The organism is Candidatus Villigracilis proximus, from assembly GCF_016717045.1.
Lineage (GTDB): Bacteria > Chloroflexota > Anaerolineae > Anaerolineales > Villigracilaceae > Villigracilis > Villigracilis proximus.
The window spans coordinates 32,449-54,749 of record NZ_JADJUO010000022.1 but is presented as its reverse complement, the minus strand read 5'-3'; the positions used below and the strand labels follow the sequence as shown (position 1 = coordinate 54,749).

Here is a 22,301-nt window from a genome sequence, read left to right as displayed (position 1 = left end):
CGTGAATTTTCATGATTAGGAGAGTGTCCATGCAATTAGCCCAAAAATATTCGATCGCCCACAAAATTCATGCTCTGCGGAGCACATCTCATTACACAAATGTTTCCTAACTGGAGGAATAATGACTAAAAAGGATTTCCTCACTAAAACCCTGACCGATACCGTGATTTCACGGCGCAGCTTCCTTAAATGGAGCGCTGCCCTCGGTGGAACTGCGGCACTGGCAGGTGGTCTGGATTTCGGACTGAAAACAGTCGAAAAAGCCGCTGCTGCAAGCGATAGCCAGATTTTTACGACAAGCTGCTATCACAACTGTGGCAGCCGTTGTATTCTCTGGGCTGAGGTCAAAGACGGTACCGTGGTACGCATGCTGCCTGACCAGGACCCTGAAGACACCTTTGATCGAATGAAGGCGATTCCCTGCCTGCGCGGTCGTTCACAGAAATGGCGCGTTTATTCACCAGAACGCTTAAAGTACCCCATGAAGCGGGTCGGCAAGCGCGGCGAAGGCAAATTTGAGCGCATTTCATGGGAAGAAGCTCTTGATACGGTTGCCACCAAATTGCAGGAAGTCAAGGAAAAATACGGCAATGAGGCGATTTACTATAATTACGCCACAGGCCAGATCGCGGGCGGGGTCGACAATACCTACAATGGCGTTGGACCGATCGCGCGTGTGATGCATTTGTTTGGTGGATATGTAAGTTTCTACGGAACCTACAGCACCGCCTGCTATTCCGCGGCACTGCCTTTTATTACTGCCGGCGGTAGTAACTCTTCTGACGACCTTCTCAATTCCAAGCTGATCGTCCTATGGTCTGATAACCCCGTGGTTACCAGAACGGGCGGAAAAGGCATTGGTTACCACTGCCTGAAGGCAAAGGAAGCCGGAGCGAAATTCATTGTCATCGACCCTGTTTACAATGACACCGCCATCGCCACCGAAGCGGATTGGGTTCCGATCAACCCCGGTACAGACTGTGCCTTGATCGCCGCCCTGGCTTATGTAATGGTCAAGGACGGAACGTACGACAAGGAATTCATGGCGACCTACTCGGTCGGCTTTGATGAGGACACACTGCCCGAAGGTACGCCTCGCAACTCATCCTACATGGCTTATCTTATGGGACGTGGCTACGACAAAACACCCAAGACCCCGGAATGGGCAGCACCCATTACTGGCATCCCCGCTGAGCGGATCGTTAAATTGGCTCGTGAGATTGCCGGCACCAAACCATGCGCAATGTTCCAGGGTTGGGGTATGCAGCGACGCGCTTACGGCGAACAACCGGTACGCGCTTTGCCGATCCTTGCCGCAATGACCGGAAACTTTGGTATATCCGGTGGTGGAAATGGCACCCGCCCGACCGGCGGCACCAACATCAGCATTGGAGGTTTCCCAGCTGGCGAAAATCCCATCAAGACCAAGATTTCAGTCTACATGTGGCCCGATTTCATCGAACGCGGTCACGAGATGACATCTGGACCCCGTGACCTCATTAAGGGTGCAGAAAAAATGACCGCCGATATGAAGTTCATGTGGAACTGGGCGGGTAACTGCATCACCAACCAGCACTCGGACATCAACGGCACAGTGAAGATGCTGCAAGACGAAAGCAAGCTTGAGTTCATCGTTGTGTCTGATGTGGTCATGACCCACAGCGCCAAGATGGCAGACATCCTCCTGCCTGATACCACCCATTTCGAAGCCGAAAACATCACCGGCGGCAACTCTGAAGGCAGATCGAACTTTGTTCTGTTCAACCATCAGTTGATCGAACCGTTGTACGAAGCCAAGGATGTGCTCTGGGTGGCGGAGCAATTGGCAGATCGCCTCGGACTTGGTGTTGAATTCCGTGAAGGACATGGGAAACACGCGGATCCTGGCTGCGCGATATCGTGGCAGTTGCCCGTGAAAACAACGAAGATTTCCCGACCTACGAAGAATTCAAAGAAATCGGCTATTACAAAAAAGTTGGCGGCGGCGGAATTATTGCAGGTAAGGCGTTCGTGGAAGATCCGATTGCCAATCCGCTCAAGACCCCAACCGGAAAAATCGAGATCTATTCCCCCACCATGGCTGCAATGAACAACCCCGAAGAGATCCCGGCCATCCCACTGTATATTCCCGAATGGGAAGGTGTCAGTGATCCGCTGCGCGAGAAATACCCGCTCTTGATGGGTGGGCATCACTCCGTCCAGCGCTCTCATTCCACCTTTGATAACGTGGCGACCTTGCGTGAAGCGCACATCCAGTCTTTGTGGATGAACACGTTGGATGCTGAAGCCCGCGGAATCAAAAATGGCGATATGGTCAAGGTCTTCAACGATCGCGGTGAAGTTCGGGTTCCCGCTTATGTCACGAACCGCCTTCGCCCTGGCGTAACCAGTTTGCCACAAGGTGCCTGGTTCACCCCCGATGAGAACGGTGTTGATATCCGTGGTTGCATCAACACCCTGACCAAGTACCACCCTACACCTTTTGCCAAGGGCAACCCGCAACATACCAACCTGGTGCAGGTTGAGAAGGCCTAAAAGGAGATCTAACATGGCTAAACAACTTGGTTTTTATGTAAACCTGGCAGATTGCTCAGGCTGTAAAGCCTGCGAAATCGCCTGCAAAGATCGCAAGGAGCTACCTTTGGGTGTCCGCTGGCGCCGTGTATATGAATACGGCGGCGGGGAATGGGTCGCAGACGGCGATCAGATGGTCCCCAGCGGTGTGTTCCATTACTTCGTCTCGACCGCTTGTATGCACTGCGAAAAGCCGATCTGTATGGAAGTATGCCCGGCTTCTGCGATCAGCAAACGTGACGATGGAATCGTCTTGATCGACCCGGACAAATGCATTGGCTGCCGCTACTGCTCATGGGCTTGCCCGTACGGCGCGCCACAGTTCAACGAAGAAGCCAAAGTGATGACTAAGTGCGATTTTTTGTGTCGAACTCCAAGCACAAGGACAGAACCCGGCTTGTGTGGATGCCTGTCCATACCGCGCGCTGGAATTTGGTGATATCGAAGAATTGAAAGCCAAGCATGGCGAACTGAATGATCCGGCTCCAATGCCTGACCCGTCCCTGACCCATCCAGCGATAGTTTACACCCCACACAAGGACACCAGAGCTTCACAGTCTGGCGGTGGGCAGGTTTTGAACATCGATTGATAGGAGGAACATTATGGATACTCGTGAATGGGCTCTGCTCATCTTTACAATCCTTGGACAAATCGCGGCTGGCTCTCTGCTGGTTCTATTGATCGTCCGTGCCCTCGCCCTCCGCATCGCTGGCGTAGACCCGCCTGACCGATTCACCAATGGCCCGCTCTATATCATCTTTCCGATCATGGGATTGGCCCTGCTTTCATCGCTGCTGCATCTTGGAAACCCGCTGAACATTGCAAAAGCCGTCCCCAACCTTGGCACATCTTGGCTTAGCCGGGAAGTGGTCATCGCCGTGGTTTTCGTAATTCTCGTCGGCGTATATGCCCTTATGCAGTGGCGCAAGATCGGCAACAACGTGCTGCGGACCGTCATCGGCTGGATCACTGGCTTGCTCGGGCTCGTCCAGGTGTATGGCATGGGTATGGTGTACATGATCCGCACCCAGCCCGCCTGGAACACCCTTGCCACCCCGGTGAGCTTCCTTGTGACCGCCCTGCTGCTTGGCGTGGCGACCATCGCTGCGGCATTGATCGTCAACAATGCCCTCCTCAACAAAGGCGACAAGAAAGATGAACAGCAGCTGGAAATGTTGCGCAAGGCTTTACAGGGGCTTGCAATTGCCTCCATCGCCCTGCTGGGTGTTGAATTCCTTGTTACTCCGCTCTACATGGCCTACCTGCCTTCGCAGGGAGTTGAAGCCATGCAAAGTCTGGAGATGATGGTGGGCACCTTTGGCGTCATATTTGCCTTGCGGCTCATCTTCGTCTTCGTGGGAGCAGGGATTCTGGCTACTTACATTTATCGCAATGCCTCCATCCTTTGGAAGGAAGGCACCTTGTCCACGCTGGTTTTCAGTGCTTTGATCCTGATCCTGACTGGCGAAGTGATGGGGCGCTTTATCTTCTACGCAACCCACGTACGGATCGGGTTGTAACTCCAGACGCATGAAATACCATGTGGGGCGGGCAATCCCGCCCCACATGCTGAATAGGCTGATCATGTCCATTAAAGGTGTCATACAGTTTGTATTACTGGGCGGGTTATTTCTTTTTGGATTACCAGTCACCGGATTATCACAAAATTTCTATTCAGAAAATTCTGTTCAAATTATCGACCTTTCTTCCAGCGGCTACGAGCATGGGGTCGCGATCTCATTTTCCCAAAACGGTAAACAGGTGGCAATCGGCGGGTCTTCAGGGGTTTATCTATTTAATTCAAATTCATTATCTCGTGAAGGTTTTATAGAGACCGAACATTGGGCTCGCAGTGTAGCATATTCCCCCGACGGGGGCACCATTGTTGCCGGTATTTTCGATGGCACAATTCAATCATGGCAGTTGCCAGAAGGTACTTCCCTGTGGGTAATTAAAAAAAAACATACTGACTGGGTGCGAAGCATTGCGATATCACGCGACGGAAAGACACTGGTCACCGTTGGTGACGATAATGTACTCAACATATGGAATATGAACGATGGGTCGTTGAAATTAACGATCGATAACCTAACCGGACCCAGGGTCGTGGCGCTTTCACCCGATGTCCAAAATCTGGCAGTGGGTTTACAAGATTCAAGTATCCTACTCATCCGAGTTTCGGATGGGACCACAATAAAAACATTGACTGGTCACAAGGATTGGGTGCGAAGCCTGGGATTCTCGCCGAACGGTAAAAAACTGGCTTCCGGTGCGTTCGATGCCACTGCGCGGATTTGGGACGTGGAATCCGGGCAGATGGATTTTGTCCTCTCCGGTCATCAATCCAGCGTACTTGGACTCGACTTCTCACCGGATGGAACCATTTTGGCGACCGGTTCCGTGGATACCACGGTCAAATTGTGGAATACGACTGACGGCAGTCTGATGCGCACCTTGGTCGGGCATACTGATTTTGTTTACGATGTTGCATTCTCCCCCGATGGAAACGTATTAGCTTCCACCTCAAGCGACAATACTGCCCGATTATGGCAGCTCGACCAGGAAATACCAGCAGTTCTCCAACCGCCAACTTCGAGTGACTGCCGCGACTGTCACCACCCGCGCGGATTCAACGCGCCGCCTAGGGTCATTCAGGTCAGTTGCGAAACGTGTCATCCCAGCGGAATAAGTATGAATTGGTGTGTTTCCTTTCCGCGTTCGTCACAGGCAATTTCGAATATTTCGTTTTCCTTCCCAACCCACTCAATCGGGGTTCCGATTTCCTCGGAAAATATAGCCGTCCATATCAACTATCCAACCAATGGGGAAATCCTGTATTCCAACGGAATTAATATGTCGCCGGTCTTTGTCAAAGGGCATGTATTTTATCCGGGCGACAAAGCGGACGTTACCGTACAAATGGAAATATGGTCTGATAGGGAATTGGTTGGAGAGTTATTCACACAGCCAGATCAGGACGGCAACTTTACTTTCAAAGCAGCTTATTAATCCGCTGGCGCTACCATCGTGGCTGGAGCCAAGGCGGCAGACCCGGATTGCTCCCTTTGTCATGAGGATTTTGAAAGCCAGATATTTTTTCCAATTGGCGAAGTCCATTTTGTGATTACAGCAGCTTTGTCCGATGGACAAAAAGCTACCGATGAGCGCTGGGTCACTGTCGATACCAGTGGAAACGCATTGGTGGAAATTCAGGTTGTGGACGAGGAAAGCGGCGACCCCATCGCTGACTTGCCAATTCACGCCACGACCATCCTGTACGAATGGCGCAACCGATATTCAAGCCAGATCAGCGGCGCGGATGGGATTGCCAGCCTCTCTTTGGAATCGCTATCTCAGTTCCCGACCAGCTACAAGATCACAATCCCACCTGCCATGCTGGGCGGGTATCTCTACGAAAGTGTGCAGCCTGTTTTTCTGGAACTGCCTGCCGGAGCCGCCCGCCATGATCGGGTCACAATTTATGTAAAGAAAATGAGCGGTCAGATCAGCGGGAAGATCATCGGCGCGGAACTTTCCGAAGCGCTGGATATTTGGGCTGTTCACCTGCCGGATGGCGCATATCAAAAAGCAGCCATTGAAAACAATGCGTTCAACTTTGACCGGCTGCCAGGCGGCGAATATCGAGTTTTCGTCGACCCGGCGCTTGACAGATTCGGCTATAAAGCGGAAGCGATCCAAGTGGATCTGACAAAAGAAGCAGAAGCCTCCATTAGTATCAAGTTGGATAAATCGACCACGTCTGCCATCTCGGGAATCATTCAGGACGAGGATGGAAACTTTCTGCCTTTTGGATGGGTCACATCCAACTCGGAAACAAGCGCGCAATTGAACCCGCTGAGCGGAACATACACACTGTCCGGCTGGGACTCATCAAAAACCACAGTGATCGCTGATGTTCCCGGATACTATAGTCAGGCAAAAGTGGCATCCGCATCCAGTTCGCAAAATTTTGCCCTAGTCCTGCGTCCAGACACACACATTCAACCCTGGGGCAACGGTAGGGTCATCCTCCCTTCAGAAACGGATTTTGAAGAAGATAACGGCAACATCACATTGAAGAAAGGCTGGATATGGGGAAACAATGAAGTTGAAGAATCTTTGAATGTATCCGTTGCCGGTATACAAATTACGTTGAATAGTGGCACGTTTGCTGTGGAATTTTCGCCCCTGCAAGGCGGCTGGATCTACCTGTCTGAAGGTGAAGCCACCCTCCGAACCGAGGAGGGATATGAAGTCGCATTGGGCAGCGGACAAATGGCTGCGCTGTCTGAATCGTTCCAGCCGATCCCCGTACCATACAATGAAACGGTGTTTGCGGCGTTGCACCCCGATCCGATTTCTCCCCTTCAAAACACCTGGGAGCTTTCCCTGGGATCCCGGATTCGCGACTGGTTCGCCCGATTAGGAATAAACATTGCCCAAGTGATTACATTTGTAACCTACATCTTAGTACCGATTGCTATTGTGGCATTGTTAATCGGAGTAATATACTCATCATGGAAATACGGCTTTAAAAAACCACACAATTAATATTTGGAGACACATATGAAATATGAAGCTGTAGTCACTGACGATCTGACAACGACTCTGGTGGGTGAAAATTTATTATTGAGATTATTGGGTAAGGTGCTCTACAACGAACCGGATGCCAAATGGCTCGAAGGATTGGTATTCGAACAAATTTTTTCCGAAATCCCTTTTGGCGCCGAGCAACCCGAAATCATCCGCGGCTTCGAAATTCTTCAACAATGGAGCACGGCTCAAACGAACGGCATCTTAGAAACAGAGTTTGCAGAACTGAAGCTCGATTACACCCGCCTGTTCATTGGGCTGGATGTCCACCGCACACCCCCCTGGGAATCGGTTTATTACAATCGCGAAAGGATGGTATTCCAGGAACAGACCTTGCAAGTCCGCGAATGGTACGCGCGTTTCGGTTTGCAGGCGGAACGCATCAACAAGGAACCCGATGACCATATCGGACTCGAAATGCTGTTCATCGCGCATCTGGCTTCACTGGCATTACAAGCCATCGAACTGAATGACGAAAATAAATTAAACGATATCCTGCAAGCCCAGCGCGAATTTCTCTCCGAGCATCTTCTGCGCTGGGGACCAGCTTGGGCAAAGCTCGTCAAGCAGCATGCCGCCACCGATTTCTACCGCGGTATCGCGCATCTCACGCACGGCGCATTGCTCGCCATTGCCGAAACGCTTGAGATCAAAATGCCAAAAGAGGTCACGCTGTGAGTTTATTGAACGCCGCCGAACGGTTCGCTTCCATCGACCGTTCCCAGATAACTTTGGATCCGAAACGCTGCCTGCACGCGCAGGACCAGCATTCGGATTGCGCGGCGTGTTTTGAGATTTGTCCCGTTCAAGCCATCGTCATCGGCAAGCCGCCGTCACTTGACTCGGAAAAATGCGAATCCTGCCTCGCGTGTTTGCCTGTCTGTCCAGTCGGCGCATTTCACGCGGATGACGATGTGGCTGATTTATTGACTTCCGCTACGCACATCGAAGATCAGACCGTTGAACTTCTCTGCGGACTTCACCCGCACCCCGAAAGCGGCGTCGGTTCAGAATCCATCGGGATTCAAATTCACGGATGCCTCGCGGGCTTGGGAACTGGCACTTTGCTGGCACTCTCAGCATTGGGAATAAAACGCCTCACCCTCCGCGCTGACAGTTGCTCGGACTGTAAGTGGCATTCGCTTCACTCGCAGCTTCATCTCCAAACCAAAAAAGCGACACGTTTTTTATCGGCAAATGAAAAAGACATCTCCATCATCTGCGTAGACGAGATCGAAACGCCTGTGGAACGTCCGCTGTGGGGCGCGAAGGATCCACCGCTTTCGCGCCGTGACCTATTCCGCATGATGGCGAAGCAGGGTCAAGTGGCATTAGCGCGCGCGATGGAGAACGGTGTCACCGCATCCAAACGCCAGCCGGGACGCGACAGATTGAGATTACTTTCTGCGGTTTCACACTTACCTGAATTAGATTCGAGTGCTGGCTTGAATGAATTAAACTTCGCCACGCTCACCATCTCACAAGCCTGCACTGCCTGCGGCACATGTGGACGAGCCTGCCCCACCGAGGCACTGCGCTTCGAAAAGAACGACGAAGCGATGACCCACCGCCTGACATTCTCGGCGCAGAACTGCATCGGCTGTGATCTTTGCGAGCATGTCTGCATGCCGGATGCAATTTCACTAAACCATGCTCCGATCTTTGAAGAAGTTTTCGGCGTGAAAGAAGCTCAGGTCGTCGAATCAGGTTCCCTGGTCCGGTGTGACCGATGCAAGTCATTAATGGCGGCACGTGATGGCATGAAGTTATGTCCGCTGTGCGAGTATCGCCGCGCTCATCCATTCGGCTCGATGATGCCGAAGAAAGTATTACGAGAATCCCGCTCATGATCGTAGATGTAACAAGATCCAGCCTGCTCGAAATCAAAAACCCGGCACTGCGCGAGTATGCGAATATCTACGTGCAGATCTATCAGGATTTTATGGATCGGGTAAAAGCAATGGGGCTCGAGGTCGATAGTGAAGATACGACCGCGCTTGTGGCGGAAAAGACCGAAGCGCTGCGGAAGAAGAGCGCAACCATCCGCAACGGCGACAAAAGCATTTACACCAATCGCATCTCGCCTTCCTGTGTCGCCTGTCAGACCGGCACGAACAGTTCGACATTTTTCATTTCGTTGAAATGTCATCGCGATTGTTTTTATTGCTTCAACCCCAACCAGGAAAATTACGAATACTTCCGCGAACACACCCGTGACGTGGTCGCGGAACTTGACGAGACCCACACATCGAAATCTGCGCTTGGGCACATCGCGTTGACCGGAGGCGAGCCGCTCCTGCACAAAGAAGAGACCTATCGCTTCTTCGAGCACGCGCGCGAACTGTATCCCGCTTCGCACACGCGTCTTTACACCAGCGGCGATCATATTGACCGCACTACATTGGAAGAATTGCAAAAGTCCGGCTTGAAGGAAATCCGTTTCAGCATCCGCATGCACGATCTCGCCAAGGGACAGATGCACACCTATGATCGCATCGCCCTCGCGCGTGAGTACATCCCGAGCGTGATGGTAGAGATGCCCGTCCTGCCGAACACGCTGGAAGAGATGAAGGATGTTCTGCTGCGTCTTGAAGAGTTGGGCATCTTTGGTGTCAACCTGTTGGAGTTCTGCTTCCCGTTGAATAATATCGAAGCCTATCGCGAGAAGGGATACAAGGTCAAGGCGCGACCGTTCCGCGTGCTGTACGACTACTGGTATGCAGGCGGACTTCCCATCGCGGGCAGTGAATTGGTTTGCCTGGATCTGGTCGATTTTGCGCTCGAAAAGGGATTGAAGCTTGGCGTGCATTATTGCTCATTGGAGAACAAACATACCGGTCAGCTTTACAAACAAAACAGCGGACAGCGCCTGCCTGCACGCATCCATTTTTCACAGCGCGATTACTTCCTCAAGACCGCCAAGGTCTTCGGTGAGGATATTCCCGCCGTGAAGCAAGTGTTCGACAAGGCAGGCTATCGCGAGTACGTTCTCAGTGAAGAACAAAACAGCCTGGAATTCCACGTCAACCAGATCAGCAGCTTGAAAAAGCTCAACGTCGATGTTGGGATCACCAGTCATGTGATCGAAGCGCGCAATGACGAACCGGTCTTGCGCGAACTCAAAGTGGATATCACCACACCACAGACATTCCGTCTTTCAAAAGATATATAAGGAGAAATAACATGTTTCATCTTGGAACCACAGAATTGATCATCATCCTCGTCATCCTCGTCCTATTGTTCGGCGTGGGACGCATCAGCAAGATCGCAGGCGAACTGGGCAAGGGCATGAACAACTTCCGCAATGGGCTGAAGGGCGATGAAGACCCCTCCGACGCCAGCGAGAAAAAAGGATAGGCGTTTTCCGTGACCGCAAATGTGACCGCTGAAAAGAAGGACAAACGTAAATGGCGCGATGTATTTCGCGCATTTGGGCGTGCCCATAAAAAAGCCAGCGTTCAACTGGAAGGTTCCGCGCCGCTGCTCAATCACCTCAACGAACTGCGGATTCGGGTCTTCAAGGCGTTCCTGGCATTGATGATCGCCACCGGCATCAGTTTCGTATTCTCCGAGCAGGTCATTGGCTACCTTGCTACGCCCATCGGCGGGATGTCAAAGCTTGTCTCCATCGAACTGACCGAGAATATCGCCATCTTCATGAAGGTCTCCCTGCTCGGCGGGTTTGTGCTTGCCATGCCGATCATCGTGTATCAGATCATGGCTTTCATCCTGCCGGGGTTGAAACACAATGAGCGCGGCTGGCTGCTCGTCATGGTTCCATTCGCCACCTTGCTGTTTGCTGGCGGTGTGGCATTCACCTGGTTCGTCATGCTGCCCACCGCCATCCCCTTCCTGACCGGCTTCATGGGCATCACCACGCAGGTACGCCCGGAAAACTATTTTGAATTCGTCACCAGCCTGATGTTCTGGATCGGCGTCTGCTTTGAAATGCCAATGATCATCATGTTCCTGGCGAAGTTGAAATTCGTCACGGCGAAACAACTCCTGAGCGGATGGCGCTATGCCATCGTGATCATGGCGATCGTCGCCGCATCTGTCACCCCGACAGTGGACCCGGTCAACATGGGCTTGGTCATGGCGCCGCTGATGGGGTTGTACCTGATCAGCATTGTTTTAGCCGCGATCGTCGGCAGAGGTTGACATGGATATTTTTGGGATCGGCGGCAACGAACTGATCGTCATCATCTTACTGGCAGCCATCATCCTCGGACCGGAACGCCTGGCGCGTTCGGCGCGAGAGATCGGCAAGTTCATCAAGAACGTAAAATCCTACTTCACTTCCCTTTCCAGCGAATTGAAAGCGGAGTTAGACATCCTTGATGAAATGGAAAAGGTCAAGAAGGATTTGCTAAAATAGGTCTGCTCACCCACTTGGGTGAGAGACAAAATACCCCGGAATGATGATGTAGAAAAACTCATCTGCCATTATCATAAAAACAGACGAATTTCGTCTCATAAAAAAACACTCCGATCCATTTTGCCTACCACGCAAGTCACGGCAAAGTGGACGGTCCCCGCAAGGGGGCAAGGGTCTCCCCGGAAACAGGGATGCCTCCCGAGATCCTGAAGGCAAACGGGATCGAATTGAAAAGGAGCCAATGGCTATGCAACTCTCTAAAAACTCGCCTGGCGCTCTGCTGGCGAGTTTGATTTCTCCGAATAAAAATAAACCCAGGCTGCTGCTGGTCACAGGTCTGCGAGGGGCAGGGAAAACCCTCTGGTGCCAGGATCTGGTCGGACGTGCCCGCGCGCGCGGACTGAACCTCTGCGGTCTGGTTTCCCCATCCGTTTTTATTAATAACAAAAAGGTCAGCATCGGTCTCAAAGATCTGCAGACGGGCGAACAGCGCCGCCTAGCCCATCGCAATGGCTATGAGGATAGCGACATCCAAACGCAGGATTTCAAACTCGTCCATCACTATGTAAAACGGGTCATCTTGATGGAAAAAGATCGCCTTATTCTCGACGGGAAGATTGCTCCTGCTTCGGGAAGCAGAATCCACGCTGAAGGTTTTGTCCATGTCGCATCCTGATGCAATGATCTGGAATGACCGCTACACGAAAGACGCGCGCTGGCGAAATCTGCAATCCCCGCGCAACCTGCTGACCACCCATCAAGATCTTTTGCCCCGCAACGGGCTCGTCCTCGATGCTGCCTGCGGCACAACACCCACCGGATTGCACCTCGCCCGTCAGGGATGGCAGGTCATCGCCTTGGACGTGTCAAATGCCGCTTTACGCATCGTCCAGTCTGAGGTCCAGAAAGAGGCGCTGCCCGTTTCCTTCGCACTGATGGACCTGGAAAATCCGTGGCTGCCATCGAATCGATTCGATGTTGTATTAAATTTTTATTTCCTGTCGCGTCCGCTCCTATCCACATATCGCAGATCCATAAAGCGCGGCGGATTGTTGTTCTTCGAAACCTTTGTACGGGATGAATCCTACTCGCCTGAAACAGACGGCAACCCGCATCACTATTTGGAACCGCAGGAATTGAAACATGCCTTCGCGGATTGGAACATCATCCACTATGAAGAGACTCAGCGAATTTCACATTCGATGCACCGCAGTAAATCAAGACGCATTGTACAAATGGTGGCTCGCAAACTCGAATAGAAGAAATGTGAAATTTACAACGCGCGAACTAGTAACGGTGACGGTCTTTGGCGCACTGTGGAGGCTGGTGGTCATGTCCTTTCGAATGCGCTTCGTCATGCCGAACAGATCATCCTTACGGCGGAGGCATGCGCATTTTGTCCCGAACTCAGCCGTAACTCTCCGCTTTGTATAGGAGCATGAAATGAATAACTTATCTGCATTGCTTGAAAAATCCGCCCGTGATCACAATCACTTGTGCCCGCGCCAGATCCTCGGAGTCCGCATCGGCCTCCGAGGCATCGGGTCATTGCAACTGGAAGCGGATCAAGGCTCGAAGCGGCTGCTCGTCATCACCGAAACAGACGGCTGTTTCGCCGATGGACTCTCCGCCGCGACAAACTGCACCGTCGGTCATCGCACCTTGCGCGTGGAAGATTACGGCAAAGCCGCCGCTACCTTCGTGGACACACAAACCGGTAGAGCCGTTCGCGTTGCGCCGGTAATCGACATCCGCGAGCGAGCCAGCGCATTCGTCACAGATGAGCCGCGCCACTACTTCGCGCAGATGCAGGCCTATCAAACCATGCCGGATGAAGATATGCTAACTGTTCAGGAAGTCTTTTTGAACACACCCATCGAACATATCATCTCCCGTCCCGGCATGCGCGTCAATTGCGACATATGTGGCGAGGAGATTATGAATGAAAGGGAAATCTGTTGTGAAGGCTCGATAATGTGTAAATCATGCATAGGAAGTGGCTATTATCGACCAGGTATCAAGGTGTGTCTTCCATATCAAATCTCATCTTATAAATGAGGCCAAAAAAATCTGTTTTTGACTCCTCCACATTTTCCCTTTCACAACCGCAATCGGATCAGCCCAGCGCGGCACAAATCATGTTTACGGGTATAAGTTCCGCCCCGCCCATTTTATACCCACCACATAGAGAATAAACTATCAAGAAATAAACGAGCGCCCCTATGCATAGGGGCGCTCGTTTATTTCTTCCTTAAAAAAACATAATCCCTGCGCAAGAAATTTATTCGCTATACACTGAAAAAAGCCTGACTATTGCATGTCACCAAACGTGGATTTCAATGCGGGGTATAGTCCTTGAAATACTTTGTATGATCTTCGATATACATCCATCTGTTTGGGGTCTGGCAGTGTGCTTCCCGTTAATTTGACACATGCCTTACAGGCACTTGCAACGTCCGGCCAGACACCTGCTCCAACACCCGCCAGCAATGCGGCCCCGTAAGCCCCGCCTTCCGTGGTGTTGACCGTGACCAGTTCCACCTCTAAAACAGAAGCAAGGATCTGCCGCCATAGCGCACCTTTTGTTCCGCCTCCCGAAGCACGGACTTGTGTGATCGTGTCCAATCCAGCGTTTTGAATGAGCGTAAAACTATCCTTCAATCCAAACGCAACTCCTTCCAACACGGCGCGTGTCATGTGCGCGCGGCTGTGGCGCAGAGTCAAGCCGATGAAAGCGCCGCGTGCTAACGGGTCGGGATGAGGCGTGCGTTCGCCGGAAAGATACGGCAGAAACTGCAATCCTTCACTTCCAGCAGGAATCGCTTCTGCTTCGTTTAATAAATCATCAAAACTTATGTCTGGCGCAAGCGTATCGCGATACCATTGCAAACTTCCGGCTGCCGAAAGCATCACGCCCATGAAGTGCCACATACCCGGCACAGCGTGACAGAACGCATGCAGCCGTCCTTCGGGCTCGATCAATGCAGATGGTGTGGTTGCAAACACCACGCCGCTTGTCCCAACAGTCAAACCAACAATGCCGGGTTCCACAGCGCCCACCCCCACAGCACCTGCGGCCTGATCACCGCCGCCTGCCGCAACCGGTGTTCCAATTTTCAATCCAGTGAGTGAAGCGGCCTCCGCTGTGACATGGCCCGTGAACTCTATCCCTTCAAAAGTTTTCGGCATCCATGTGCGCGGAATTTCAAACGCTGATAAAACTTCATCAGACCAATCGCGCAATTTCAAATCGAACAAGACCGTGCCTGCGCCATCCGCTTTATCCATCGCGTATTCGCCGGTCAACTTATACCGAATGTAATCCTTGGGCAATAAAACATGTTTTGCCTTCGCGTAAACTTCCGGTTCATTTTCTTTGACCCATAAAATTTTCGGCGCGGTGAATCCGGTTAGAGCGACATTGCCGGTGATCTGAATAAATTTTTCCCTGTCAATAATTTGATGGATCTCATCACACTGACTCTGCGTGCGCTGGTCGTTCCACAAAATGGCTGGACGTAAAACATTTCCCGCTTCATCCAACAGAACCAGTCCATGCATTTGACCTGTCAACCCGACGGCCGCGATTCGTTCCCCGCTGATGCCTGCTTTTTCCAAAACAGACCTGATACTCGCTGACACCGCTTCCCACCATTCCAGCGGATCCTGTTCCGACCACAAAGGTTTCGGTGTTTGTAGTGTGTGTGGGGTGGAGGCAACTGCAGTTACTTCACCGCTATCGTTAATCAATAACGCCTTGCTCGATGTTGTGGATGTGTCTATACCTAGAAAGTACATCGGTGCTCCTGTATCAGGTATCAGGTGTCAGGTTTTTCCTGACACCTGATACCTGGATCCGAAACGTTATCTCACGCCCAACAACACGTCCACCGTCAACTGGTCGAGACGTTCGTATTTCAATCCACGTCCGGCAATTGCGGGGCGGTCAAACATCTGGCTTTTGAGTGCATTGGCTTTTTTCAGCAGAGTATTTGCCAAGGTATTGATTCATGGAGCCGTCATCGGCATTGATCTCTGCCAGAAGAGATTGAATTTCCTGATCGGCATTCCATTGGGCTGCCTTTTCCTTGAGAATCAAATAGGTTCGCATACAACCGCGGGCAAAATCTTTCACACCCTCATAATCTTCGGTGCGATAGGCATGAGCATCGAAGTGACGGCTTGAGTCGTACTTGTTATCTTCAAGCAGTTTTACAAGGAAAAATGCGCTCTTGAGATTTACCGCGCCAAAGCGGAAGTCCTGGTCGTAGCGACCGAAGGCCTGATCGTTCAAGTCAATATGGAAGAGCTTGCCTGATTCCATGGCCTGCGCCACACCGTGGACAAAGTTGAGTCCAGCCATGTGTTCGTGCGCCACCTCAGGGTTCACGCCAACCATCTCGGGATGATCGAGGGTGTTGATGAATGCCAACATGTGCCCTGTGGTGGAATTGTAGATGTCACCGCGTGGTTCGTTGGGCTTGGCTTCGAGCGCAAATTTCAGATCGTATTTCTTATCGTTCACGTATTCGCACAGATAGTTCATCGCTTCGCGCGAGCGTTTGATGGCAGTGATGGGATCTTTGGTCGCGTCCGTCTCTGTGCCTTCGCGGCCGCCCCAGAAGACGTAAATCCTCGCACCCAACTCAACTCCCAGATCAATCGAATTCATGGTCTTTTGCAAGGCATAGGCGCGAACCTTTGGGTCATTGGATGTAAATGCGCCATCTTTAAAGATGGGCTCGGAAAACAAATTGGTGGTCGCCATGGGGACGACAAGGCCGGTATCTGCCAGCGCTTTTTTGAATTCTTTGAGGATGCTGTCGCGTTCGGCTGGGGTGGCGTCAATTGGGATGAGATCGTTGTCGTGGAAGTTGACGCCATACGCACCGACTTCGCCGAGCAGGCGTACCAATTCTGCGGGTGATTTCGCATCTCGTACGGGGCCTCCGAATGGATCCCGACCGACGTTGCCTACGGTCCATAGGCCGAAGGTGAATTTATTTTCAGGTTTGGGTGTGTAGTCTGACATGAGATACTCCTTTTGTTTTTTTGTTTTTACTTTATTTCAAATATTGCTGTAACAGGTTTTGGAGCGCCTAAATCCTGTCCACGGTTGCTGGGGGAACATCCGCCAACTTCCAAACGAAATTCACCAGGTTCGAGCGTGAGTTTGCCATCGTCATTAAAAAATGACATCATTTCCGGGGTGATGGTGAGTTTTATCTTGCGGCTTTCACCTGCCTTGAGTGTAACGCGTTCAAAGCCGATCAGGTGATGAAGCGGGACAATGCTTGAGGCTTGGGTATCTGTCAGGTAAAACTGGGCAACTTCGGCTGAGTCTGAAGCGCCGTTGTTGCGGAGAGTCAGGCTTACGTTGAGGGAATCTCCGAGCGTATGATTCTTTTTGTCGAGTTGTAAATCCGAATATTCAAAACACGTATAGCTTAGGCCAAAGCCGAAGGGATAGAGCGGCTCTTCTGTCATGTAGCGATAGGTGCGACCTACCATGCTGTAATCATCGAAAGCGGGAAGTTGATTGAGTGATTTGGGGAAGGTAAGCGGCAGTTTGCAGGCTGGGGAGATATCGCCAAAAGAACATCTGCCACGGCTCTTCCGCCTTCCATACCGGGGTACCAGACGAAAAGAATCGCATCGACCATATCTTCGACTTCGCCCAATGCAATGGGGCTGCCGCCTGTAAGCACAAGCACGATCTTCACGCCGTGAATTGAAAGTTCTTTGATGTACTCCACCTGACTGGCTGGAAGTGAGATGCTCTCGCGGTCGCCATTCTGCGGAGATAAAAGTGACTCGCCTTCCTCCCCTTCGAGAAATGAGTTGAAGCCTGCACAGACAATCGCAAAGTCAGCAGACTGTGCCATTTGCGGTGCCCAGGTATTATTGATCTCACGTGCATGCTTCAACATTGCGCCAGAGGTATATTCCATTCCCATGCCTTCGGGGATGCGCCCGGTAATCCCTTCAAGAAGGGTCACCATCTGATTGTTGAAGCCATAATAATTGCCGAGCAAAACTTCCATGCTGGCGGCGGTTGGGCCTGTGACAAAGATCTTCTTTGTGGAAGGTTTGATAGGCAGGATGTTATTCTTGTTCTTGAGCAACACCAGCGATTCGGCTGCTGTGCGATATGCAAGTTGACGATGCTCATCATTAGCGACCACATCCATTGGAATGGACGCAAAAGGCACTTCTTCATCAGGATCGAACATGCCAAGCTTGAAGCGTGTGCCGAGTGTGCGTTCGAGCGCGCGGTCTACCAACTCTTCGGTGGTATCGCCACGTTCGATGGCGGTAGGAATTTCATTGAAGACGTGATCGCAGCCGAGGTCGCAGCCGTATTTCAAAGCTAACGCTGCGGAATCTGCCGCGTCTTCCGTAACCTGGTGATGGAGATGGAAATCTGACAGTGCCATACAATCTGACACAACGTGCCCGCCAAACCCCCATTCGCCGCGCAGAATATTATCGAGCAGAAGCTCACTGGCACAACAGACTTCGCCCAATGTGCGATTGTAGGCACCCATTACGGATTCAACTTTTGCTTCTGTTACCAATTTCTTGAAAGCAGGCAGATACGTATCATATAACTCGCGTTTGGTTACTATGGCATTAAACGTGTGACGGTCTTTTTCAGGGCCGGAATGAACAGCATAATGTTTGGCACATGCTGCGGCCTTGAGATATTTGGGATCATTCCCCTGTAATCCCTTCACGTATTCAGCTGCCATCTCCCCTGTCAGGAATGGATCTTCGCCCCATGTTTCCTGTCCACGCCCCCAACGAGGGTCACGGAAAATATTCACGTTGGGAGACCAAAAGGTTAATCCCTGATATTGCGCGGTATATCCATTGCGGCGTAACGCCGCATGATATTTCGCGCGTCCTTCATCGCTGATGGCAGTTGCCACTTTGAAGATCAATTCCTTGTCCCAGGTTGCCGCCATGCCAATGGCCTGCGGAAAGACGGTTGCGCGCCCGCTGCGGGCAATTCCATGAAGCGCCTCATTCCAATAGTTATAAGCAGGGATATTCAAGCGCGGCACGCCAAGTGCCGGATGATTCATCAACCCTACTTTTTCCTCCAAGGTTAAAAGTTTAATCAAATCCTTTACACGCTCTGTGAAGGATAATGATGTATCAAGATACGCAGGTTTTTCCGATGTGCCTGTCACACTCATGAAGTGCTCCTTTAAAATAAGTTCAGTATCATCCCCAATTCGATACCTTTACTGCATTATTTAGAAAACGAATCGAACAAGTTCGACATGGCAAGTAGCCAGGAGGCTTGTTTAATTTCTTTTTTCCAAGCTATCCAAACCAATATATTCAAACCAATCAAAATCAACATGGTTATTGCTGGCTTGTCCATTACTACTGGCGTACATGGCAATATAAGCGCCGACAAATCCACCGGCGACAGGTGTGCTCAAAATGCGGCCATCGATATTTTCAATTAATGTCTGCCATTCACCAGGTTGATTTGAGAAATAAAAACTATATTCCTGCCCATGAGCTTCTATTTTCAAGTAGATCATTCCATCTGTGGTGGGCTTTTTTGCAAGAACTTCTTCCACGCCGTCAACACACTTAATCAGGTGAATCTCACGGTCTGAATTTTGGGTTACAACAAATTGAAAATTAAATTTGTTATTTTGGATAAGCACCAGACCAGCACATTCTGTTTCGCTTTGCGGGGTAAATTCAAACGCTGTTTGTGCTGCAAAATGGACATGTTGTTGTCGTCGCCCAACAAAACTGGGATTTGCCAATTCATTTAATTTTTCAGGGCGTAATTTCAAACGCAAATAGCCGTGCCGTTCTTTGAGACTGTAAAATTCTTCGCGCGGGGTTCGTAGAAAATTCCAATGCAAAGCAAGATCAGGAGTGTTAAATTCATCGCGATCTGGCTCAGTATCACAGATATGTTCAGGCAGATCAGGTGCTGCATATGTAAATTCCACCCGCCCGGTACCAGGACTAACAATCGGCCAGCCTTCTTCCCAGCGAACAGGGGCTAAAAATGTTTCGCGACCCAGGTTGTAAAAATATCCGCCATATGGACGCATGGCAAGCAGAACCATCCACCATTCACCGTTTTGTGTTTCAACCAAATCTGCATGGCCGGTACCGACAATTGGATAATCCAACCCGAGATGACGATGTGTCAAAATTGGATTGCCGCGATTTGCTTCATAGGGGCCGGTAATGTTTTTACTGCGGGCAATTGTCACGGCATGATGATGAGCCGTTCCGGCTTCGGCGATAAGTAAATAGTAGTAATCATTTACTTTGTAAATGTGGGGTGACTCTGCCCATACGGCACCTTTTACGGCTCCATCCCAAAGAATATATTCTTTGCCAATCGTTTTCATAGCCTGAAGATCGATCTGTTTCAGGAATATTTCTGTGTGACCGGTGTAATGGTCTTTTTCGTTTAAGCGAGTACCCGTTACCCAAACTTGTCCATCTGCATCAAAAAATAGAGAGGGATCGAATCCTTCGACATCATCCAACCAGTATGGTTCAGACCAAGGGCCCGCCGGGTTTGTGGCAGTCACAATGAAGTTGCCTGATTTGTTTTTTCCATCCACGAGGGTGTTGATGACATAATACGTGCCTTGCGAAAAACGAATTGTCGGGGCGTATAAACCACCAGATGGGCGAATCAGATCCAGGTCAAGTTGTGAGGCGCGATCTAATACATGTCCAATTTGCTGCCAGTGAATCAGGTCACGGCTGTGAAAGATCGGCAAGCCAGGAAAATATTCAAAGGTTGAAGTGACTACATAATAATCATCTCCAACCCGGCAAATGGATGGGTCGGGATAACAACCGGAAAGAATCGGATTATGAAAGGCTCTCGTCATTAAATCTTTAACCTTTGACAGCACCGGCGGTCAGACCTGAGACGATTTGTCGCTCCGCAAATATATAGAAAATAATTGTTGGTATGGCAGACAGAGCTACAAATGCCGAGACGAGGGCTAAATCCTGTCCATATTGACCTTGAAATTGCATGGTGCCCAGGGGCAGAGTCCAGAGTTTATCACTATTCAATATCACGAGAGGAACAAGCAGATCGTTCCAACTGACGATCATTGTTAACGCGGCAACGGCAGCAAGCGCAGGTTTTGCCAACGGAAGCAGAATGCGCCAGAAGAAATCAAAATTATTACAGCCGTCTATATACGCGGCATCCTGCAATTCAGCCGGGACAGCAGCAAAGAAACCGCGCAGAATCATAGTGTTTCCGGAAATCTGGAAAGCGAGCTGCACAAGGATGACACCCCAAAGACTATCGATCATTTCTATGCCCATCTCATTCATTTGCCGCAACACAAAATAGACGGGCAGAATAGCGACATTGATCGGGAACATAAGGCCCAGAGTGAACAGGTTGAAAAGCCAATCTTTGCCGCGGAAATCCAAACGCGCAAAAACAAAAGCCGCCAAACCACAGACAAAGACCACACCGAATGTAGTTCCAAACATTACCAGCAAACTGTTCCGTAACATGACCCAGAACACCGGCGTGCTCAATATCCCCAGCAGATTTTCCCAATGTGGAGGGTTGGGGATTGTGTAAGGGTGCGAATACATTTCACCAGTTGTCTTGACACTGCCAAAGAGCAGGATCACGATCGGCACAAATATAACCACTACTACGATCGAAAGAATAAGATATTGAAAGAACCTTGGCAGTGCTTTTTGCAGCCAACGAGGGCGTAAAATCGGCATGACTATATCCTTTTAAAGACCGGTTAGATAATCGGGTTGGCGTGTGAGGCGCTGGTAAATCAAAGAAAAGATCAGACAGAGTACAAACATATAGATCGCCACTGCGGAGCCGTATCCTAATTCAAAACGTACAAAGCCGAAGCGATACATATAAGTTGCCAGGGTTTCGCTCGCATTGACCGGGCCGCCTTTGGTCATGATCCAGACCAAAATGAACTGTTGGATCGAGCCAAGCACGGACATATAGACAGAGGTACGGATCGTACCGCCCAGCAGCGGCAGGGTGATAAAAAGAAATTTTGAAAATTATTTGCGCCATCAATGCGGGCGGCTTCTTCAAGATCCAGGGGTATGTTTTGGAGACCAGCCAAATACAATAGCATGTGAAAGCCGAAGTATTTCCATGTTAACGCGATGAAGACTGACAAAAGAACAAGATTCGTATTGCTAAGCCAGCCTACAGGTTCTGCGCCAAAAATAACCGCAATCGAGTTGGGAAAGCCGCGTCGGGGTCAGGGTTGTAAGCAGCATCCACATGATCGCGACATTAACTTCGGAAAGAACGTAGGGGAGAAAAAGATGGTTCGGAATATACCCCGTCCCGGCAGGTCACGCCCCACCAATACGGCCAGTGCCAACGCCAGGGGCAGTTGCAATCCTAACGAGAACACAATGATCATGACGCCATTCCAGAGCGCCTTTATAAATACTTTATCGGTGAGAATAGTTTTGTAGTTCCCAAATCCTACAAAATCCACTGCGGGGCCTAAACCGTTCCAGTCGAACAAACTGAAATAAATCGAGCGAAAAATGGGATAAACAACGAAAAGCAGGAAGAGAATAAGAGCAGGTGCCAGGAATAAGACAATGACTAACTTGTCTGGAAAGCTTGAAACACGCTTCGACTCCAGGGTGTTTGAGGCAGCAGGAAGTTGTTGCATAAAGAGTATCCTTTTTTAGGCTTCGTGGCGCCTTGTCGAAAATTCCGCGCCA

The 22,301-nt window shown here is 50.6% G+C and carries 21 protein-coding genes, 3 pseudogenes and 1 riboswitch; of the genes and pseudogenes, 15 read left to right on the top strand and 9 right to left on the bottom strand.

Annotated features, from left to right (window positions below):
• Positions 1-121: 121 nt before the first annotated feature.
• The 15 genes and pseudogenes from IPL71_RS20605 to IPL71_RS20540 all read left to right on the top strand — a co-directional run bounded on the left by IPL71_RS20605 (position 122) and on the right by IPL71_RS20540 (position 13,604).
• On the top strand, positions 122-2,089 hold the full coding sequence (locus IPL71_RS20605) for a molybdopterin-dependent oxidoreductase (protein WP_514130829.1): 1,968 nt from the start codon (positions 122-124) through the stop codon (positions 2,087-2,089).
• Complete coding sequence (locus tag IPL71_RS26175; RefSeq protein WP_514130828.1) at positions 2,011-2,535, top strand: molybdopterin dinucleotide binding domain-containing protein; 525 nt, start codon at positions 2,011-2,013, stop codon at positions 2,533-2,535. Before IPL71_RS20605 ends, IPL71_RS26175 begins: the two co-directional genes overlap by 79 nt.
• Before the next feature lie 13 nt (positions 2,536-2,548).
• Positions 2,549-3,164: pseudogene (locus IPL71_RS20600) on the top strand (DMSO/selenate family reductase complex B subunit).
• A 13-nt stretch (positions 3,165-3,177) separates the two neighbouring features.
• Entirely contained in the window at positions 3,178-4,095 is a 918-nt protein-coding gene (locus IPL71_RS20595; RefSeq protein ID WP_345324880.1) for a dimethyl sulfoxide reductase anchor subunit family protein, read from the top strand.
• 64 nt (positions 4,096-4,159) lie between these two features.
• The gene (locus IPL71_RS20590; protein ID WP_345324878.1) at positions 4,160-5,584 is read left to right on the top strand and encodes a WD40 repeat domain-containing protein; all 1,425 of its coding nucleotides are present in this window, start codon (positions 4,160-4,162) and stop codon (positions 5,582-5,584) included.
• A gap of 18 nt (positions 5,585-5,602) precedes the next feature.
• On the top strand, positions 5,603-7,126 hold the full coding sequence (locus IPL71_RS20585) for a hypothetical protein (RefSeq protein ID WP_345324876.1): 1,524 nt from the start codon (positions 5,603-5,605) through the stop codon (positions 7,124-7,126).
• Positions 7,127-7,141: 15 nt separating this feature from the next.
• Entirely contained in the window at positions 7,142-7,846 is a 705-nt protein-coding gene (locus IPL71_RS20580) for a TorD/DmsD family molecular chaperone (protein WP_345324874.1), read from the top strand.
• Positions 7,843-9,018 carry a 4Fe-4S dicluster domain-containing protein gene (locus IPL71_RS20575; RefSeq protein WP_345324872.1) on the top strand — a complete coding sequence of 392 codons (1,176 nt, stop codon included), beginning with the start codon at positions 7,843-7,845 and terminating at the stop codon, positions 9,016-9,018. The genes IPL71_RS20580 and IPL71_RS20575 overlap by 4 nt, the downstream gene beginning before the upstream one ends.
• A complete protein-coding gene (locus IPL71_RS20570; protein ID WP_345324870.1) occupies positions 8,937-10,340 on the top strand; it encodes a radical SAM protein in 1,404 nt (467 codons plus the stop codon). Before IPL71_RS20575 ends, IPL71_RS20570 begins: the two co-directional genes overlap by 82 nt.
• An 11-nt stretch (positions 10,341-10,351) precedes the next feature.
• Complete coding sequence (locus IPL71_RS20565) at positions 10,352-10,525, top strand: twin-arginine translocase TatA/TatE family subunit (RefSeq protein WP_345324868.1); 174 nt, start codon at positions 10,352-10,354, stop codon at positions 10,523-10,525.
• A 9-nt stretch (positions 10,526-10,534) separates the two neighbouring features.
• Positions 10,535-11,329, top strand: a complete 795-nt coding sequence (gene tatC, locus IPL71_RS20560) for a twin-arginine translocase subunit TatC (RefSeq protein WP_345324866.1) — start codon at positions 10,535-10,537, stop codon at positions 11,327-11,329.
• Position 11,330: 1 nt separating this feature from the next.
• Positions 11,331-11,546, top strand: a complete 216-nt coding sequence (locus tag IPL71_RS20555; protein WP_345324864.1) for a twin-arginine translocase TatA/TatE family subunit — start codon at positions 11,331-11,333, stop codon at positions 11,544-11,546.
• Between the two features lie 96 nt (positions 11,547-11,642).
• Positions 11,643-11,800, top strand: a riboswitch (molybdenum cofactor riboswitch).
• Positions 11,794-12,222, top strand: a complete 429-nt coding sequence (locus IPL71_RS20550; protein WP_345324862.1) for a nucleoside-triphosphatase — start codon at positions 11,794-11,796, stop codon at positions 12,220-12,222. Its footprint overlaps the riboswitch before it by 7 nt.
• The gene (locus tag IPL71_RS20545) at positions 12,209-12,805 is read left to right on the top strand and encodes a class I SAM-dependent methyltransferase (RefSeq protein ID WP_345324860.1); all 597 of its coding nucleotides are present in this window, start codon (positions 12,209-12,211) and stop codon (positions 12,803-12,805) included. Before IPL71_RS20550 ends, IPL71_RS20545 begins: the two co-directional genes overlap by 14 nt.
• A gap of 184 nt (positions 12,806-12,989) precedes the next feature.
• Positions 12,990-13,604, top strand: coding sequence for an FmdE family protein (locus tag IPL71_RS20540; protein WP_345324858.1), 615 nt, complete (start codon positions 12,990-12,992; stop codon positions 13,602-13,604).
• A gap of 252 nt (positions 13,605-13,856) precedes the next feature.
• On the opposite strand, the gene xylB is transcribed toward IPL71_RS20540, so the two are convergent.
• The 9 genes and pseudogenes from xylB to IPL71_RS20495 form a co-directional block, all read right to left on the bottom strand.
• Entirely contained in the window at positions 13,857-15,344 is a 1,488-nt protein-coding gene (xylB, locus tag IPL71_RS20535) for a xylulokinase (RefSeq protein WP_345324856.1), read from the bottom strand.
• 66 nt (positions 15,345-15,410) lie between these two features.
• Positions 15,411-16,578: pseudogene (gene xylA, locus IPL71_RS20530) on the bottom strand (xylose isomerase).
• Positions 16,579-16,604: 26 nt separating this feature from the next.
• Complete coding sequence (locus tag IPL71_RS20525; protein ID WP_345324955.1) at positions 16,605-17,033, bottom strand: fibronectin type III-like domain-contianing protein; 429 nt, start codon at positions 17,031-17,033, stop codon at positions 16,605-16,607.
• A gap of 15 nt (positions 17,034-17,048) precedes the next feature.
• Positions 17,049-18,634 (bottom strand): annotated as a pseudogene (locus IPL71_RS20520) (glycoside hydrolase family 3 protein); the annotation flags it as partial.
• Between the two features lie 225 nt (positions 18,635-18,859).
• Entirely contained in the window at positions 18,860-20,437 is a 1,578-nt protein-coding gene (locus tag IPL71_RS20515; protein ID WP_345324854.1) for a glycoside hydrolase family 43 protein, read from the bottom strand.
• A gap of 7 nt (positions 20,438-20,444) precedes the next feature.
• Positions 20,445-21,308 carry a carbohydrate ABC transporter permease gene (locus IPL71_RS20510; protein WP_345324852.1) on the bottom strand — a complete coding sequence of 288 codons (864 nt, stop codon included), beginning with the start codon at positions 21,306-21,308 and terminating at the stop codon, positions 20,445-20,447.
• 12 nt (positions 21,309-21,320) lie between these two features.
• Entirely contained in the window at positions 21,321-21,506 is a 186-nt protein-coding gene (locus IPL71_RS20505) for a hypothetical protein (protein WP_345324850.1), read from the bottom strand.
• Positions 21,503-21,736, bottom strand: a complete 234-nt coding sequence (locus IPL71_RS20500; RefSeq protein ID WP_345324848.1) for an ABC transporter permease subunit — start codon at positions 21,734-21,736, stop codon at positions 21,503-21,505. Before IPL71_RS20500 ends, IPL71_RS20505 begins: the two co-directional genes overlap by 4 nt.
• A gap of 84 nt (positions 21,737-21,820) precedes the next feature.
• On the bottom strand, positions 21,821-22,249 hold the full coding sequence (locus IPL71_RS20495; protein ID WP_345324847.1) for a carbohydrate ABC transporter permease: 429 nt from the start codon (positions 22,247-22,249) through the stop codon (positions 21,821-21,823).
• Positions 22,250-22,301 lie beyond the last annotated feature (52 nt).